The organism is Chitinophaga oryzae (assembly GCF_012516375.2).
GTDB classification, from domain to species: Bacteria; Bacteroidota; Bacteroidia; order Chitinophagales; family Chitinophagaceae; genus Chitinophaga; species Chitinophaga oryzae.
This window is the reverse complement of record NZ_CP051204.2, coordinates 843,723-860,762: the sequence shown is the minus strand read 5'-3', so window position 1 is coordinate 860,762 and position 17,040 is coordinate 843,723. Positions and strand designations below refer to the sequence as shown.

Sequence of the window (17,040 nt, the reverse complement as noted above, 5' to 3'; positions counted from 1 at the left end):
TTAATTGTTACTTTACTTTGGACAGAAAATTATACTTGAACGTAATGGTGAAAGTGGTGCCTGGCTTCAGTGAGCTGATGATGTAATCCTTACCGGCTACGTATGCTGTTTTGTTGTTTCCGGGAAACTTATAATACAGTGCAATAGGCTGGGCAAAAATGTCTGAGATATTCAGCTTTAGCTCCCCTGCGTTTTTGAACACTTTTTTACTGATCTGCAGGTCCACGATATCTCTTGGCTTTTCATACGTGTCGAGCCCTGCATTGGTGCCTCTGAAGCGTAACCGCTGTCCGATCCTGTTGTACAGCAGGTTGAGCGAGAAATTGTTATCGGCCGGAGCGTAGGAGATACCGCCGTTGATCAGGTAAGGAGACTGTCCCTGCAGCGGTGTTTTCTTGTCAGGATCAACAGCGCCTGGCAGATCTACTTTAGAATAGATATAGGCAGCGTTGGCATAAAACACCAGGTTATCAAATACCTTCGCACCGGAGATGAAATTCAGTCTTTTTCTCAGTTCGATCTCCGCTCCATAGTCAGTGGCGCTATTGGCGTTGTTGTAGGAAAGAATGTTGTTACCGTCGTTCGTCTGCTCGATCGGGTTCCTGAATTTTTTATAGAACACGGAAGCAGAGATCACCTCACCGGCGCCAGGGAACATTTCCCAGCGTAAGTCTGCGTTAGTGGCAGTGCTGCGTTTCAGGTATTCGTTGCCCTGTATCAGGAATTCATTATCATAATCATAATACCTGAAGTTAGCCAGCTCTCTGAACTCCGGCCTGTTAACGGTTTGAGAGAAAGACAGGCGCAGGTTGCTTTTTTCGGTGACACCGTAGGTGAGGTTGGCGGAAGGCAGTACGTCCACGTTATCGTAACGCTGCGTAGCCTGACCGGCAGTTTTCAGTTCCTGTACATAGGATTCTACGCGGGCGCCCCACACCAGCCGCAATGCGTCGGTAAACTTGTTATCAAACATCAGGTAGCCTGCGGTCAGGTCGGCAGTACCTTTGTAGTCTTTATTGTTGGCGTCGATCTTTGCCAGCAGGATGCTGTATTTATCGATGTTTTCGTTGCTGAAGATATTCTCTACCGTAACGCCTTTGTCCAGGGGAATCTCCGCTCTTGAAGCAGCGGTGGCATATCCGAGCGCAACGGCGGAGAAATCCCGGTTGCGGTAAGATTTCATGCCGCCGAATTTGAACTTCTGGCTCTCTCCAAATAATTTAAACGGCACGGAAAAGTTCAGGTTGGCGCCGAGGATGTTTTCAGTCAGTTTGGTATAAACGCGGCCTGCATCCCTGATGGCAGGGTTGTTCTCTCCGGAAAGGGTGAGTGAATAATAATCGTTGCCATCGTATTTCTGGAAAGAGAGGATACGCTGGTCGGGCTGATTACGGGAAGAACGCGCATAGGAGAGGTTCCAGTCCATCGTCAGTTTATCGTTGCCAATCACGTGTTGTCCTTCGAGGGTGGAGTTGTACAGGCTGTTCTGCGTGGTTTCGTTGTTATAGCTCAATCGCGGCTGACCGGCATTGTTATCAAACACCAATCCTGTCCTGCGGGTAAACACCGTATTGAAGTCATTGTTATAGAAGTTCTTCAACGCGATCTTGCTTTTTCTGAAGTTGTACGCAAAATTCAGTACGGCGCCCAGGTTGCTGGATTGCGTGTATACATCGTCATTAAAATCGAACAGGTGCTCGCTGACGTTTTTTTCGCTGCGTTCGCGTATATTTCTTTTATTGCTGTTGCCGTAGTTGACAGCGAAAATGTAGCCGAAGCGGTTCTTCTCTTTCACCTGCCAGGCGTTGCCCATAGAGAGCTGCACGCCGATCGGGGGCGGCTTTTGCCGTTGCGTTTACCGCTGCTGTAGGTATTGGGGAACTGTTTGGCGATAGCGATTTTCTCTGCATCGTCCAGCAGGGTGTAGTTGCCTTTGGCCGCGTTTTTATACGCGTTGGGCAATGCGCGGGAACCGTCGTCGAAACCCAGGAAATCATATTTTCCTTTAGGAGGCGCTGTATAAAAATCCTTGAAAGTTGTTTGGGTATTGTAGCCGGTGCTGAGCGACAGGTCCAGGAAACGTTGGTCCGGAAAGTCTTTGGTGCTTACTTTCACCGCGCCGCCGGCGAAATCGCCCGGCAGATCGGGAGAAGCGGTTTTATAGATGGTGATGTTGTCGATCAGTCCGGAGGGGATAATGTCGAAGGAGAATGCTTTTTTGTCCGGCTCGGTGCTGGGCATCTGGGCATTGTTCATGAGCGTGGTGTTATATCGCTCGCTCAGTCCGCGTACCACTACGAACTTATTGTCCTGTATACTGGTACCGCTCACGCGTTTCAATACTTCGCCGGTGTTTTTGTCGGGAGATTTTTTGATGAGATCGGCAGAGATACCGTCGGATACGACCGCATTGTTTTTCTGTGCGGCATAAAGCGCGTTGATCGTTTCCTGTTTAAAGGAACCCCTGATCACCACTTCCTGTAACTCTTTGGATTTGGGTTCATCCATGATGATGTCAAGGGAGGTAGGCTGACCGGCTTTCACTATTACATCGGAGATCGATTTGGTTTGATATCCCATGTATTTGAAGTCGAGCGTATAGGTGCCCGGCTCCATGTTAAAGGCGTAGCGCCCTTCCACGTCGGTGACAGCGCCTTTGCCGGTACCTTGCACCACGATGGTAACGCCAATGAGTGCTTCACCGGTTTTTTTGTCGGTCACTTTCCCGGTCAGCTTTGCGGGATCACCCGCCAGTGCTGTTCCCGTAAAAATAAATTGAAATAAAGTCAGCAATAACAGAGGTACAGATAAGAAGCCCTTCACGATATTTGGTTTTGTTTTGTACGGTTTTAATCTTGTTCTAATCCCGTTTTAATATCGGTGGCAAAATTATCGGCGAGGCATTAACGCAGTATTAAGCTGACGTTACCAGAATGTTAATTGTTAAGAAATGTTTATGGTATTGTTAACAGGAACGCATATACGAAAAAGGAAGAGGACAGGTCATCGTCAACAAGGGATATGGAAAGGCCGGAACAGCAAACAGGTGCTACATCAGATAAGAAGGTGGCGTGGGTCTGTTGTTATTCATCAACATATCCAGTGAAATATCCAGCTGGTAGTTGCGTTCTTCTCTTTTATCCTGTATAGCGGAGGATATCTGGAAAAGGTGCTGACTTTTGTTGGTGAAGGGCTTGTTGTCTTTATTGCACAGTTCGAGGCTGAAGTTGAACCTTTCTTCCAGGTCTTCTTCAAATTCACGCAGGCTGAGCGTTTCATCGATAGGGTATTCCACGAGGGTATCGTCTTCAAAACCGGCTTCTCTCAGGGTATCAAAGGCATTGGCCAGGGAGTGACGTACATATACCGCTACATTACAGGATAACAAACGCTGAATTTGCATCTGTAAGAGGGATATTGTCATTAATGGGTGTAGTTTAAGTACTTTCATTGCGTTCAATCTTCATTTACTGCGCTTCCAAATAGGTTTTCTGAATAGTTTATAAGCAAACTTAGAAGTCTACTTTTAATTTAATATTAAGCACTTGTTATAATTATGTGAAAATCCCAATAAATATATAATTATTTTATTATTTGATAATTTAAAAATTAAAAGGAATCAAATAACAAAATAATCAAATACTAAAATATTAAAATAACTAAATAGCTAAATCAGAAAATGTTTTCGGGTCCCAGTCGGGGGAGGCGTCATCTTCATCTTCGGGGAGAACGGTTTTGGCTTTGGTAACAGGGTGCTGGTACAGGGTCCATTGCTGATGGACGTATTCGAGGGCGGTGAGGCTCTCCACCCAGTCGCCGGAGTTCAGGTAGGTCACGGTTTTATCGCCTACGGGCATCTCCTTGATCAGCGGCTGGTGGATATGGCCGCAGCAGACAACGTCAAATCCTTTATCTACTGCTATTTCCGCTACCGTCTGTTCAAAATCGGAAATGAATTTCACGGCGGACTTCACCCCTTGTTTGACTTTTTTGGAGAAAGACATCTTTTCGCGGCCCATGCTTTCCAGTACGTTGTTGACCAGGCGGTTGATGATAATCAGCAGATCATAACCTTTACCGCCGAGTTTAGCCAGCCATTTGGAGTTTTTCATGGTCACGTCGTACACGTCGCCATGGAAGAACCAGTGTCTTTTGCCGTCTACGTCCAGTATCAGCTTGTTATCAATGGTGAAGTTGCTCAGTTCAAAGCCGGCGTACTTACGGAGGGCTTCGTCATGATTACCGGTCAGGTAGTACACTTCTGTTCCTTTGCCGATCATCTTCAGGATCTTGCGGATTACCTTGGTGTGGGCTTTGGGGAAGTAACGTTTGCTGAACTGCCAAATATCGATGATGTCTCCGTTGAGGACCATGATGCGGGGATCTATGCTGTCCAGGTACTGGATCAGCTCTTTAGCGTGGCAGCCGTATATCCCGAGGTGGACGTCGGAGATAACGACTATATCTAATGCGCGTTTGTCAGACATCTATGTGAAAATGTAACAGGGTTGCAGGTACCTGTTTATGATTATAATTTCTTATACAAAGGAAAAATTGCTATATTACTTTTATATTAATCCAGTGTTAAGGAATTATTAATTCACGTTTTTTTCTGGCTCCGATTGATTCTGAAAGCTATTTTTGCGGCAAATTTTTAAACTCAAACGTATGGGAGGCTTCAATTCCTTTGTTAAACTATTCATGCCGAAAGACCGGGTATTCTATTCTTTATTTGAAGACGTGGCTTCCAACCTCGTGGAAATGGCCCAGGTACTCAACGAACTGGTAGCGACCAATGATCCGGCCGTACGTAAGGACAAAGTGCACCTGATTGAGAGGCTGGAGCATAAAAACGACGATTATACCCACCGCATATTTGTAGAGCTGGGCCAGAACTTCATCACTCCCTTTGACCGGGAAGATATCCACTACCTGGCTGCCACACTGGACGACGTCGCCGATTACATACACGGTTCCGCCAAAAGGATCGACCTGTACAAGGTGAGCACACTGAACGAGAGCATCCGCAAGCTCGCTGAGCTGATCCACCTCGGCGTGCTGGAACTGCACAAAGCCATCCCCGAGCTGCGCAACATGCAGAATATGCGCGTTATCACCGATGCCTGCGTAAAAATCAACAGTCTCGAGAATCATGCCGACGATATCTATGACCGCGCTATTGCCGATCTGTTTGATACCGAACAAAATGCCGCAGAGCTGATTAAAATGCGTGAAATATACCAGGCGCTGGAAATCGCTACCGACAAATGCGAAGACTGCGCCAACGTTATTGAAACCATTATAATCAAATATTCCTGATAAAGGGTATTTCGCCCTGACCGCATAATCCTCGTGTTACCATGACTTTATTAGTAATAATTGTAATACTGGCATTTGTATTTGACTATATCAATGGTTTCCATGATGCAGCCAACTCTATAGCCACTATCGTGTCGACCAAGGTGCTGACGCCTTTTCAGGCAGTGCTTTGGGCCGCAGTTTTTAACTTTGCGGCTTTTTTTATTGCCAAGTACGTTATTGGCGAGTTTAAAGTGGCCAACTCTGTGGCCAGCTCCGTATTTGAACAATTCATCACCCTGAAGGTGATCTTCTCCGGACTGGTGGCCGCTATCACCTGGAACCTGTTCACCTGGTGGCTGGGTATTCCTTCCAGCTCCTCCCACACCCTCATTGGTGGCTTCATTGGCGCCGCTGTTACCAGCGCTGGCACCCTCGATGTGATCAACTACCACAAGGTGCTGCCGATCGTGTACTTCATTGTACTGGCGCCCCTCATCGGTATGGTGGTGGCCTTTATCATTACCATCATTATTGTGAATATCTGCCGCAAGGCCAATCCCTTCCGGGCGGAAAACTGGTTCAAACGCCTCCAGCTGGCTTCTTCCGCTGCCCTGAGCCTCGGCCACGGCAGTAACGATGCCCAGAAAGTAATGGGTATCATCGCTGCAGCCATGGTGGCTGCCGGCTATATTCCCAATATCAAGGCAATGCCCGACTGGATCCCGCTGGCCTGCTTCACCTGTATCGCCCTCGGTACCATGAGCGGCGGCTGGAAAATCGTGAAAACCATGGGTACCCGTATTACCAAGGTAACCCCGCTCGAAGGCGTGGCTGCTGAAACGTCCGGCGCCGTTACCCTGTTCCTGACAGAACACCTCGGTATCCCGGCCAGTACCACCCACGTTATTACCGGTGCTATCATGGGTGTGGGCGCTACCAAAAGGCTGTCAGCCGTTCGTTGGGGCGTTACCGTAAGCCTCCTCTGGGCCTGGGTGCTTACCATCCCTATCAGTGGCCTGCTGGCAGCAGTCACCTATCTCATCGCCAGCATCTTTATCTAACATAATGTTATATAATAATATTAAAAAGCTCTCCGCTGTAAACGGAGAGCTTTTTTTTGTATAAAAATGCCGTCATGTGGATTAGAGCGACTATTTTTGTGCGGTTTTCTAAGAAGCCTATAACATCCAATCAAAACTGATCTACGCATGAAAGGAATTATCCTGGCCGGCGGCTCCGGTACCCGACTACACCCCATCACTTACGCTATCAGCAAACAGATAATGCCGGTTTATGATAAACCCATGATCTACTACCCGCTGTCTACACTTATGCTGGCCGGCATAAAAGATATCCTGATCATCTCCACGCCGCATGACCTCCCTTCGTTTCAGCGTCTTTTCGGCGATGGCAGCCAGCTGGGTCTTAACCTGTCCTACGCGGAACAGCCACTGCCCAATGGACTGGCACAGGCTTTCGTTATCGGAGAACAATTTATCGGTAAAGACAGCGTGGCACTGGTGCTGGGCGACAACATCTTCTATGGCGCCGGCCTGGGCTCACAGCTGGCTGACAATACAGAGCCTAACGGCGGCATCGTATATGCCTACCAGGTGTCCGACCCTGAAAGATACGGCGTGGTGGAGTTCTCCGAAGACATGCGCGTATTGTCCATCGAGGAAAAACCCGCGAAGCCCAAATCCAACTTCGCTGTGCCCGGCCTCTATTTCTACGACAATGAAGTCGTGGAAATCGCCAAAAACCTGCAGCCCAGCGCGCGCGGCGAATACGAAATCACAGATGTGAATAAAGAATATTTGAAGCGCGGCAAGTTAAAAGTTTCTATCTTACCCCGCGGAACAGCCTGGCTGGATACCGGCACCTTCGATTCCCTGATGCAGGCCTCCCAGTTCGTTCAGGTCATCGAACAACGACAGGGCATCAAAATAGCCTGTATCGAGGAAATCGCCTACCGTAAAGGCTTTATCTCCGCCGGCCAGCTGAAGGAACTGGCCAAACCATTGCTGAAAAGCGGCTATGGCCAGTATATCGAAAGAGTACTGGAGCAAAAAATGATCTGACATCTCATTAAAACGTAAATCTGATATTATCATGAAGGTTCTTGTTACGGGTGGTTGTGGCTACATTGGCTCCCATACTATAGTAGATTTAATCAATCATGGCTTCGACGTGGTTTCTGTTGACAGCAACATCAGAAGCTCCACACAGTTGTTGGATGGCGTGGAAAAAATTACCGGTAAAAAAGTGCGTAACTACAAAGTGGACCTCTGCAACCTGGAAGATACCCACGCGGTATTCCATGAAAACAGAGACATTGTAGGCGTTATTCACTTCGCCGCCCTCAAAACTGTCCCTGAATCTGTAGCAGATCCCCTGTTATACTTTCATAACAACCTCACCTCCCTCATCAACGTGCTGAAATGCATCAAGGAATTTAATGTCCCCCATTTCGTGTTCTCCTCCTCCTGCTCTGTATATGGCAATACCAACGCACTGCCGGTAGTGGAAGAAACGCCGCTGGGCGAAGCTCAATCCCCTTATGCCCGCACCAAACAGATGGGAGAGCAGATGATCGAGGATTACAGCCGGGTAAACGATACCCAGTCTATATTGCTGCGTTATTTCAACCCCGTTGGCGCCCACCCGTCCGGCCTCATCGGCGAACTCCCCCTCGGCAAGCCAGACAACCTGGTACCAGTGATCACGCAGACCGCCATCGGCAAAATCCCGAAAATGGTGGTGTACGGTACTGACTACGACACCCGCGACGGCTCCTGCGTACGCGACTATATCCACGTAACGGATATCGCCAACGCACATACCCGGGCCCTGCAATATCTCATTGAACACAAAAACGCCTCCAACTGCGAAATCTTTAACCTCGGCACCGGTAACGGCGTAACCGTACTGGAAGCCATCAAAGCTTTCGAAAAAATATCCGGTGTAAAACTCAACTACACCACAGGCCCACGCCGCCCGGGCGACGTGATCGCCATCTATGCCAATAACTCCCGCGCCAAGGAAAAACTCGGCTGGACACCGGAAATCGGTATAGAAGACTGTATGCGCACCGCATGGCAGTGGGAAGTAAGCCTCCGCAATAAAGTGCTGAGCAATTAACTTCCTGACATTAAATGTTTACTTTTACGCCTCAATTTTAAACAGACCGCAATGGTAAAAGATATTCAACCGCTGAACGAAAAAGAAACCCGCGCCGGATTCGGTGAGGGCATACTGGAAGTGGGCCGCAAAAACCCCAATGTAGTAGCTCTGACCGCCGACCTGCTCGGTTCCATGAAGCTGAACGCTTTTGTAAAAGAATTTCCCGACCGCTTCGTACAGGTAGGCATCGCGGAAGCTAATATGATCGGCATCGCCGCAGGCATGACCATCGGTGGCAAAATACCATACACCACCACTTTCGCCAACTTCTCCACCGGCAGGGTGTATGACCAGATCCGCCAGTCTGTGGCCTATTCCAATAAAAACGTGAAAATATGCGCCTCCCACGCAGGCCTCACCCTGGGTGAAGACGGCGCTACCCACCAGATACTCGAAGATATCGGCCTGATGAAAATGCTGCCCGGCATGACCGTGATCGTGCCCTGCGATTTCAACCAGACTAAAGCCGCTACCATCGCGATCGCTGATCACGAAGGACCGGTATATCTCCGCTTCGGTCGTCCAAAATGGCCCAACTTCACACCGGAAAACCAGGACTTCCAGATCGGTAAAGCCCAGGTACTGCATGAAGGGACTGATGTTACCCTCTTCGCCTGCGGCCACCTCGTATGGATCGCCGTTGAAGCCGGTAAAATACTGGAAGAAAAAGGCTACAGCGTGGAAATCATCAACATCCACACCATCAAACCGCTGGACGAAGCCGCTGTCATCAAATCCCTCAGCAAAACCCGCTGCGCGGTAACTGCTGAAGAACACAACGTGCTCGGCGGCCTCGGCGACAGCATCGCCCAGGTAGCCGCCCGCCATATCCCCGTGCCCATCGAATACATCGGCACCAACGATACCTTCGGCGAAAGCGGTAAACCAGTGGAACTGCTGAAAAAATACGGCCTCGATGCTGAACATATCGTCGCCGCCGCTGAAAAAGCCATGCAGCGCAAAAAACAATAATGCACGCACATAAATAACTGACTGCAGCCCATGGACCCCACGTCCATGGGCTTCTTTTTTAACCGCCTTCCCCGGAGGTAATACCCTCCGCTGCTACCCCCCGGACCCTCAGAGAAATACCCCGCCCCCCGGTTAAACTTTTTCATTTTCTATATATCATAGAAACAACAATACTTTATACCATCATTAAAGTACCTGACAGTGAGTTTTTTCTTTATATTCAGGAAAACAAAACCTGTCCAAGAACCATTTAACCTATGGCCGTTACACAGGACGATAAAACACTCCTGGCGCTATACCGGATGCCGGATACCCGTGAACAGGGTTTCACCCAGATCATCCGCAAGTACCAGGAAAGACTTTACTGGCACATCAGGCGGCTGGTCATCTCTCATGACGACGCCAATGATGTGCTGCAAAATGTTTTCATCAAAGTCTGGAAAAACCTGGACAATTTCCGGGAAGACGCCCAGCTTTTTACCTGGCTGTATAAAATAGCCACCAACGAATGCCTGACGTTTCTGGAACAACAAAAACGTAAATTCGCCGTATCCCTCTCCGAAGTGGAAGACGGTCTTAATAATAAACTGAAAGCGGACACCCAGTTTGATCCCAACAAACTGGAGTGGAAGTTACAGCAGGCAATATTGCAACTACCTGAAAAGCAGAGAATTGTGTTTAACCTAAGATATTACGATGAAATGCCCTACGAAGAAATGAGCAGGGTGCTGGACACGTCGGAAGGCGCACTGAAAGCATCCTACCACCATGCAGTCAAAAAAATCGAGGAATTTATCAGAGGAACAGATATCTGACGACCCGCCATTCCCGGTTTTAAGCTGTCTTTAAAGTTTTTTGGCAAAAGATTAAAATCTCATTAAACTATTGAAGCAGTGACCTGTCTAAAATTTGTATATGAACAAGCACGAACATATCAGCAATGAATTAAAACAACTGGCGCCGGATGCCAACTGGCCCGCCGATGCACCCTATACGGTGCCGGCCGGTTATTTTGACCGGTTGCCGGATGCTGTGCTGCAACAGGTTCATCTACTGCAACCCGGCCACATAGACGCACCCACGTCCCATCGTCCTTTTACAGTACCCACAGGCTATTTTGAGGAACTCCCGCAAGCCATCCTCCAACGGGTACATGCTGCCAGGGAAAACCCGGTCCATGCAGAACTGAAAGAGATATCCCCGCTGCTGGCGGCGATACCCAAACAGGTTCCCTTTACAGTGCCCACAGGATACTTCGGCGCCCTGGCCACCATACCGCCCGTTCCCGTTACGCCATCACTACGCGCAGTACACCGGAACCCGGTAAAAAAATGGCTGAAATATGCCGTGGCCGCCTGCCTGATCACCTTTACCAGCACCACGGCCATCCTCTTCCTGCAACGGGACAGCAACTTCAACGTGGAAAAACAACTGGAAAGAATAGACACCCAGGATATTGAATACTATCTCCAAAACCATACGGATGCTCTTGACAACGATGCTATCTTTGCCGGCTTTGCCGACGACGCAGCTCCGGAATCCCTGCAACAACAACTGAACGAAGAGATTCCGCCCGCGGCCATCGAACAATACCTGCAACTTTCGTCCTTCAAAGAGGTATTACCTAACCAGTAGTGATGCATGAAACGCTTTAATTTTATAACCATAGGGATTGTCCTGCTTATGTTGACCAGTGCCATAACCCAGGCACAGAAGCCGACATCTGATGAAGCGGCCGAAAAAATCAAAAGCCTTCAGATGCAGTATCTGTCTCAGAAACTGAACCTCTCCGCCGAAGAAGCTGAGAAGTTCTGGCCGGTATACAAAAACTATACAAAAGAAGTGGAAACACTCATCGCCGAACGCCATAACAAAAGGCAGCAGGACAAAGAACTGTCCGACCCCGATGATATTGCCAGAAGAAATATGGACAATGACCTCGGCTATGAAAAAAGAATGTACGACATCAAATCCAGGTATACCAACGAATTCCAACGCGTGCTGCCAGCCCGCAAAGCCGGCGCGGTTTTCAAAAGCGAACGGGAATTCAGGAACATCATGATCAATCACCTGAACAATCAGCGTCTCAATAGGATTAATCAACGCGGTAACTTCAGAAAAAGACCTTAGATAATTACGGATTACGGATTACGAATTACGAATTGAGGGCCCCCTTTTGGAAAGGTTATTAAATAACCGCCCTGTAAGGGAGCCCTCAATTCGTAATTCGTAATCCGTAATTCGTAATTATTTGTAGTGAGCCCTCACCTCTACTACCTTGCCGTCTTTCAGCACCATCATCTCCGTACTCAGTAAATTGTTCACGCTCTTATAATACAGCACAACGGAATTAACGCCTTCCAGTATGTGATATAATTCAAAATGCAGGTCGGGATAAGCGGTCAGCGCCCTGCTGAAATAGGCGCGCAGGTTGTCAATCCCCCGGATACAACCTTCCGGATCGTTATTGATTTTCTGAATAAAAGGAGAGTAAAAGGTAATGTCCGGTGAGTAGTGCGACATCACTTCATCGAGATTGTGGCTGTTCCAGGCTGCCACCCAGGCATGCCCGAAGGAGGTCATGTTTTCCATTATGATCACTTTTTTGAAAGAACAAGGTAGGGGTTTTACTACCGCCGGGATTGGCTGGGAAGCTCAATTTCTGCCCGGCGCCATTGCACGGGCGTTACACCGAAACACCGGCGGAACTGCCGGTAAAAGTGCGAAAGGTCCTCAAATCCGGTGCTATAAGCAATTTCCGGCACAGGCAGGTCTGAAGTACGTAATAACAACGCCGACATCTGCAACCGCTTGGCCCATATCCACTGCATAGGGCTGCATTGGTAGGTCTCGCGGAAACGCCGCTTCAGGGTAGCAGGGCTCATATTTCCCATAACGGCCACCTCTTCCAGCAACCGCACGTCCTGCATGTTTTTATGCAACCGGCCCATCACCTGTTGCATGGAAACAGACGGCCTGCCAGCCAACGCCGCTTTCACCGCTGCAGTTTCTTTCTGCAACAAATGCAATACCCGGTCCATCATATTTTCATACGCGGGCATAGCGCCGTCTTCCCGGAAATCGCGCAACAATGCCTGCGTCAGCTGTTGCCACTGCGAGGAAGCGGAAAGGGTCTGCGTAGTCCCCGCTATATATCTGCCGGTGGCGGCGGAAGCATAATGCATAGCCAGCAGGTCCTGCGGCAGGAAAAAATTGATACTGGCATAGTCCTCCGATGGCTGCAGTATCTCCGAGCAGATAACGCTGCCGGACGGTATCAGAAAAACATCGCCGGCCCGCAGGCGGTGCACCTGCAAGCCGTCGTATATTCTTTTTTCACCACGTACCACCAGGTTGAGCACCGGGTGTGGTATGTACAGCCCATGAGCGGCCGGCCGCCGGTAATTGCTGTAAGCTGCCCAGCTATGGCCCTGTTGCTCCCATGTCCTGATATGGTGTTGCCCTGTTAATGTAAAGCGGTCATACAAGGTGTACATAGGTGTGTGCTCCTGTTGCTGATGCTCAGAATTTGGCAAAAGGTTCTTTGGTATCGTGATAGAAGAGGAAGGTCCATCCTTCCTGCTTACCACGCTCCATAAACTCCTGACGCAGCTCCATACTGCGTTTGCCATCATAGTCATATTTGGCTACAAAGCGGCTCCGCATCTGGGAAATCTGTGGCGCCACATCGCCGCCGAAAAATACTTTGTCCTCCCCGTCATCTACCAGGAATACCTGGTGATACGGACAGTGGCCGCCTGTCAGTTCATAATGAATATAGCCGTCGATAGTGCCGTTGCCGGTAGTAAACACCACATTATCGCGCTGTTGCAGCAATACGATGTCTTCTGCCAGATAGGATTTGCCGGCATGCTCCATCGCATACAGCATCTCTTCATTGTTGACATAATAGGTGGCATTGGGAAAGGTGAGGGTACGTTCCCCGGTAATAGGATCTGCCGCGGATACGCCCCCCGAATGGTCTTTATGCAGGTGGCTCATGAGCACCTTGGTGATTTCCATGGGATTGATGCCATGGTCTATCAGGTGCTGATGGATCTGCAATACGCCGTCTTCGTTGCGAAAACCCAGCCCGGCGTCAAACAATATATAGTCACGGTCAGTGATCACCAGAAAAGGCTGTATCTCTACCAACAGGGAACCGTGCGGACGGTCCTGCAGATTATCTGTGCCCAGTCTGAAAGGAGAAAACCGTTTGGTAGCGTCTACCGTAAATGAACCTTCTGATAATGGAATAATTCGTGCCATGATGCAAAGATAGCCCATTCACCATTAGGTTGCAGCCCCGGTTACCGCAACACCATCTGCCGGTCGGCATCCAGCCGCAGCATAATAAATATCAGCATGGTGAAAGTCATCAGCGACGAACCGCCGTAACTCACCAATGGCAAGGGGATACCGATTACCGGCGCCAGGCCGATGGTCATGGAGATATTAATGGCGAGGTGGAAGAAGATAATACTGGCCACGCCATAGGCATAAACGCGCGAGTAGGTCGATCGCTGTCGCTCCGCCACGAAGATGATCCGGAAAAGCAACGCCACATACAGCCCGATGAAGATCACGCTGCCGATGAAGCCGAAGTCTTCCCCGATGGTGCAGAAGATAAAGTCGGTACTCTGTTCCGGTACAAAGTCAAAACGGGTCTGTGTGCCCTTCAGGTAGCCTTTGCCCCAGAAGCCGCCGGAACCGATGGCAATCATACTTTGCCGGGTGTTGTAAGTCGCCTTGGGGTCGTTTTCCTTGCCCAGCATCACCTCGATACGACGCACCTGGTAGTCCTTCAGCACCTTGGTGAAGGCAAAAGGCACTACGAACATTACGAATATGGAACAGAAGGCGTATACGCCCAGGATCACGAGCAGGCGCGACCGCTTCCGTTTGATTTCCCGTCGCATGAAGTAAATGACCAATGCGGTGATCACAGAGAAGATGGAGAACAGGACGTACTTGTCTACCAGCAGGGCCGAGAGTACCAGCACAATACCGGAGAAAGCAATCACCAGCAGGATACCCGGTAACCCTTCCCGGAACATCACGAGGAAAAAGGCGAAATATACCAGCGCCAGCCCTGTTTCATCCTGCAGGATGATGATAGCCGCCGGTATCAGGGCGATGGCAGCGGCGATCAGCCGCGACCGGAGCTTGGTGAAGTCTGTCTCCTGCGACGACAGGTATTTGGCCAGGGCCAGGTTGGTACAGAGCTTGGTCAGCTCCGCCGGCTGGAACTGGAAACCGCCGATCACCAGCCATGAGTGAGAGCCTTTTACATCTTTACCGATCCCCAGTACCAATAGCAGCAGCAGCAAACCGCCTGCGTACAACAGGTTGGAGGTGGCGGTAAAGAACTTACTGTCCGTCAGCCAGATAATGGCCGCCAGTACCAGTGATACGCCAAACCACATGATCTGGCGTGAATAGTTTTTATTCAGGTGGATAATATTTTGCCAGATATTATCATCGCCCCGGTATTCCGCAGCAAAGATGGACATGATGCCGATGATCACCAGCGCCAGGTACAGGCCTACAATTGGCCAGTCAATCCCTTGTGTCAGTTTGGCTTGCGAGCGGTTCATGAGCGGTTTCTCCTGTTTTCGTTTTAGTTATTTAGTTCCGTTTTTCTTGATAAGGGCGCTGGCGTTGAGTGAGTCCAGCTTGGATTTAGCCACCATGGCCGGGTCCAGTGTTACCGTTTCCATTACCGTTTTCATCAGGGCCTGTCTTTTGGTGGAGATGGAGTCCTTCAGGTATTTCTCCATCATGAGACTGGCGATAGGCGCTGCGTAGCGGGCGCCGAAACCGGAGTTCTCCACGATAACGGCGATGGCTATACGCGCATTTTCCGCCGGGGCAAACGCCACGAAGGCGGCGTGGTTTTTCAGTTTGGTGCGTTTACCGTCTACGATGCCATAGTTTTCCGCCGTACCGGTTTTACCGCCGATGGAGATCCCTTCGATCTGCGCCACGCGGCCGGTACCGCTTTCCACCACGTCGGTCATACCATGGATTACAGCGCTGTAGGCTGTATCGGAGATATGGGCTACTACGTGTTTTTCCTTGTATTTGTCGAGTAAATGGGTATCGTCGCCATCGATGCTTTGCACAAAGTGCGGGATATAGTAAGAGCCGCGGTTGGCCACGATACACATAGCGTTAGCCATCTGCAGCGGCGTGAGGGTCAGCTCACCCTGGCCGATACCGAGGAACACGGAAGTACAGGAATTCCAGCTGCCTCTATACATCTTATCGTAGAATGCCGGCGTAGGCACGATACCACGGGCTTCGCTGGGCACGTCCACCCCGATGCGGTGGCCGAAGCCAAAGCTGTTCATATAGTCGGACCATTTCTGGAGGCCGCCGTTGCGGATACCGCCGAACTTACTTGCATCCACACAGAGGCGGTATACATGCGAGAAGTAGGAGTTACAGGAGTGGGAGAGCGCCAGCCGCAGGTTGGCAGCGTGACCGGCATCGTGGTGCTCGCACTTGATGGGCCTGCTACAACCATAATAGGCGCCGCCGCAGGGATAACCGAAGCTGGGCGTGATCACGCCTTCATCCAGTCCCACCAGCGCAATCATCGGCTTAAAGGTGGAGCCCGGCGGATAAGTAGCCTGGATAGCGCGGTTGAACGTTGGTTTGGTCGTATCGCGATTGAGCAGCACCGAGTTGGTACTGCGGTAGGAACCGGTGAGCAGGTTAGGATCAAAAGTGGGTGCGCTGACCATGGCCAGGATACCGCCTGTTTGCGGATCTATTGCCACGATGCTGCCCATTTTACCTTTCATGAGTTTTTCGCCGAACTGCTGCAGTTCAATATCGAGTGACAGGCGCAGGTTCTTGCCGGCAACGGCGGCGCTGTCGAACTCACCGTTTTCATAGGCGCCCTGTGGCCTGTTGAGGTTGTCTTTCACCAGGTACTGGATACCGCGTGTGCCCATGAGCACCGATTCGTAGGTTCTTTCCAGGCCGGCCAGACCGAGATAGTCGCCGGAGTTGTAAGAAGCGTAAGCGGAGTCTTTGAGGCGTTCCGGCGAAATCTCCCCGATATAACCGAGGATATTGGCTGCAGCCGCAAAAGGATAGGAGCGGATCTGGCGGGGCACCAGTTCAAATCCCGGCTGGAAGAGGTACATACTTTCCTGTAGCTGGCCGAAGACTTCTGCCGGCAGCAGGGCCGCGAATACCGATTGTCTTACGCGGCCGTTTCTCACGATGGCGTTAACAATCCGTTTCCGGAACTCTTCCTTATCGATGTTTAATATTTTACAGAGGTAGGCCGTGTCAATAGCTTTCACGCTGGCAGGTGTTACCACCAGGTCGTAAAGCACGTCGTTACTGAGGATGGCTTTGTTCTTCCGGTCATAGATAATACCACGGCTGGGGTACACCACCTTTCTGAGTACGGCGTTGGCATCCGCCAGCTTCGCGTACTTCTTCTCCACGATCTGCAGGAAAAACAACCTGGTAATGATCAGCACCACCATCCCAAGTATAATCGCCTGTATAACTCTTTTTCTGGGCTGATTAAAAACTGACATGCTATTGAGGACGGATAAATTT

General features: G+C 49.9%; 17 protein-coding genes. 8 read left to right on the top strand and 9 right to left on the bottom strand.

Annotation, left to right across the window (positions count from 1 at the left end; translation table 11 throughout):
- Window positions 1-7 precede the first annotated feature (7 nt).
- The 4 genes from HF324_RS03640 to HF324_RS03625 form a co-directional block, all read right to left on the bottom strand.
- Window positions 8-1,825: a TonB-dependent receptor domain-containing protein gene (locus tag HF324_RS03640; RefSeq protein ID WP_168861917.1), complete on the bottom strand. Its 1,818-nt coding sequence runs from the start codon at window positions 1,823-1,825 to the stop codon at window positions 8-10.
- Window positions 1,792-2,823, bottom strand: a complete 1,032-nt coding sequence (locus HF324_RS03635; protein WP_168861916.1) for a carboxypeptidase-like regulatory domain-containing protein — start codon at window positions 2,821-2,823, stop codon at window positions 1,792-1,794. Before HF324_RS03635 ends, HF324_RS03640 begins: the two co-directional genes overlap by 34 nt.
- Window positions 2,824-3,049: 226 nt before the next feature.
- Window positions 3,050-3,424 carry a hypothetical protein gene (locus HF324_RS03630; protein ID WP_168809611.1) on the bottom strand — a complete coding sequence of 125 codons (375 nt, stop codon included), beginning with the start codon at window positions 3,422-3,424 and terminating at the stop codon, window positions 3,050-3,052.
- 235 nt (window positions 3,425-3,659) lie between these two features.
- A complete protein-coding gene (locus HF324_RS03625; protein WP_168861915.1) occupies window positions 3,660-4,487 on the bottom strand; it encodes a UDP-2,3-diacylglucosamine diphosphatase in 828 nt (275 codons plus the stop codon).
- Between the two features lie 181 nt (window positions 4,488-4,668).
- Between HF324_RS03625 and HF324_RS03620 the strand changes: the two genes are divergently transcribed.
- The 8 genes from HF324_RS03620 to HF324_RS03585 all read left to right on the top strand — a co-directional run bounded on the left by HF324_RS03620 (window position 4,669) and on the right by HF324_RS03585 (window position 11,586).
- On the top strand, window positions 4,669-5,319 hold the full coding sequence (locus HF324_RS03620) for a DUF47 domain-containing protein (RefSeq protein ID WP_168809607.1): 651 nt from the start codon (window positions 4,669-4,671) through the stop codon (window positions 5,317-5,319).
- A gap of 41 nt (window positions 5,320-5,360) precedes the next feature.
- The gene (locus tag HF324_RS03615; protein ID WP_168809605.1) at window positions 5,361-6,362 is read left to right on the top strand and encodes an inorganic phosphate transporter; all 1,002 of its coding nucleotides are present in this window, start codon (window positions 5,361-5,363) and stop codon (window positions 6,360-6,362) included.
- Between the two features lie 147 nt (window positions 6,363-6,509).
- Window positions 6,510-7,382 (top strand): glucose-1-phosphate thymidylyltransferase RfbA, encoded by an 873-nt coding sequence (gene rfbA / locus HF324_RS03610; protein ID WP_168861914.1) that lies wholly within the window; start codon window positions 6,510-6,512, stop codon window positions 7,380-7,382.
- 31 nt (window positions 7,383-7,413) lie between these two features.
- A complete protein-coding gene (gene galE, locus HF324_RS03605; protein WP_168809601.1) occupies window positions 7,414-8,442 on the top strand; it encodes a UDP-glucose 4-epimerase GalE in 1,029 nt (342 codons plus the stop codon).
- A 51-nt stretch (window positions 8,443-8,493) separates the two neighbouring features.
- Entirely contained in the window at window positions 8,494-9,456 is a 963-nt protein-coding gene (locus tag HF324_RS03600; RefSeq protein ID WP_168809599.1) for a transketolase family protein, read from the top strand.
- Window positions 9,457-9,713: 257 nt separating this feature from the next.
- A complete protein-coding gene (locus tag HF324_RS03595; protein WP_168809597.1) occupies window positions 9,714-10,271 on the top strand; it encodes an RNA polymerase sigma factor in 558 nt (185 codons plus the stop codon).
- Between the two features lie 100 nt (window positions 10,272-10,371).
- Complete coding sequence (locus HF324_RS03590) at window positions 10,372-11,091, top strand: hypothetical protein (RefSeq protein ID WP_168861913.1); 720 nt, start codon at window positions 10,372-10,374, stop codon at window positions 11,089-11,091.
- A gap of 123 nt (window positions 11,092-11,214) precedes the next feature.
- Complete coding sequence (locus tag HF324_RS03585; protein ID WP_168809593.1) at window positions 11,215-11,586, top strand: hypothetical protein; 372 nt, start codon at window positions 11,215-11,217, stop codon at window positions 11,584-11,586.
- A 117-nt stretch (window positions 11,587-11,703) separates the two neighbouring features.
- Here HF324_RS03585 and HF324_RS03580 read toward each other — a convergent pair whose 3' ends face one another.
- Genes HF324_RS03580 through mrdA form a run of 5 tightly spaced genes read right to left on the bottom strand, consistent with a single transcriptional unit; the run spans window position 11,704 to window position 17,018 of the window.
- Entirely contained in the window at window positions 11,704-12,048 is a 345-nt protein-coding gene (locus tag HF324_RS03580; RefSeq protein ID WP_246269404.1) for a nuclear transport factor 2 family protein, read from the bottom strand.
- 38 nt (window positions 12,049-12,086) lie between these two features.
- The gene (locus HF324_RS03575) at window positions 12,087-12,992 is read right to left on the bottom strand and encodes an AraC family transcriptional regulator (protein ID WP_168809591.1); all 906 of its coding nucleotides are present in this window, start codon (window positions 12,990-12,992) and stop codon (window positions 12,087-12,089) included.
- On the bottom strand, window positions 12,979-13,725 hold the full coding sequence (locus HF324_RS03570) for an MBL fold metallo-hydrolase (protein WP_168861912.1): 747 nt from the start codon (window positions 13,723-13,725) through the stop codon (window positions 12,979-12,981). The genes HF324_RS03575 and HF324_RS03570 overlap by 14 nt, the downstream gene beginning before the upstream one ends.
- 41 nt (window positions 13,726-13,766) lie before the next feature.
- Window positions 13,767-15,053, bottom strand: a complete 1,287-nt coding sequence (gene rodA / locus HF324_RS03565; protein WP_168809589.1) for a rod shape-determining protein RodA — start codon at window positions 15,051-15,053, stop codon at window positions 13,767-13,769.
- Between the two features lie 27 nt (window positions 15,054-15,080).
- Complete coding sequence (mrdA, locus tag HF324_RS03560; protein WP_168809587.1) at window positions 15,081-17,018, bottom strand: penicillin-binding protein 2; 1,938 nt, start codon at window positions 17,016-17,018, stop codon at window positions 15,081-15,083.
- Between the last annotated feature and the right edge of the window lie 22 nt (window positions 17,019-17,040).

Bases quoted from the DNA above. Each gene is read 5' to 3' on its own strand.
- HF324_RS03600 (WP_168809599.1), top strand. From the start codon at position 8,494: ATGGTAAAAGATATTCAACCGCTGAACGAAAAAGAAACCCGCGCCGGA.
- HF324_RS03630 (WP_168809611.1), bottom strand. From the start codon at position 3,424: ATGACAATATCCCTCTTACAGATGCAAATTCAGCGTTTGTTATCCTGT.
- HF324_RS03595 (WP_168809597.1), top strand. From the start codon at position 9,714: ATGGCCGTTACACAGGACGATAAAACACTCCTGGCGCTATACCGGATG.
- rfbA (WP_168861914.1), top strand. From the start codon at position 6,510: ATGAAAGGAATTATCCTGGCCGGCGGCTCCGGTACCCGACTACACCCC.
- mrdA (WP_168809587.1), bottom strand. From the start codon at position 17,018: ATGTCAGTTTTTAATCAGCCCAGAAAAAGAGTTATACAGGCGATTATA.
- HF324_RS03580 (WP_246269404.1), bottom strand. From the start codon at position 12,048: ATGGAAAACATGACCTCCTTCGGGCATGCCTGGGTGGCAGCCTGGAAC.
- HF324_RS03590 (WP_168861913.1), top strand. From the start codon at position 10,372: ATGAACAAGCACGAACATATCAGCAATGAATTAAAACAACTGGCGCCG.
- HF324_RS03570 (WP_168861912.1), bottom strand. From the start codon at position 13,725: ATGGCACGAATTATTCCATTATCAGAAGGTTCATTTACGGTAGACGCT.
- rodA (WP_168809589.1), bottom strand. From the start codon at position 15,053: ATGAACCGCTCGCAAGCCAAACTGACACAAGGGATTGACTGGCCAATT.
- HF324_RS03585 (WP_168809593.1), top strand. From the start codon at position 11,215: ATGCAGTATCTGTCTCAGAAACTGAACCTCTCCGCCGAAGAAGCTGAG.
- HF324_RS03620 (WP_168809607.1), top strand. From the start codon at position 4,669: ATGGGAGGCTTCAATTCCTTTGTTAAACTATTCATGCCGAAAGACCGG.
- galE (WP_168809601.1), top strand. From the start codon at position 7,414: ATGAAGGTTCTTGTTACGGGTGGTTGTGGCTACATTGGCTCCCATACT.
- HF324_RS03625 (WP_168861915.1), bottom strand. From the start codon at position 4,487: ATGTCTGACAAACGCGCATTAGATATAGTCGTTATCTCCGACGTCCAC.
- HF324_RS03615 (WP_168809605.1), top strand. From the start codon at position 5,361: ATGACTTTATTAGTAATAATTGTAATACTGGCATTTGTATTTGACTAT.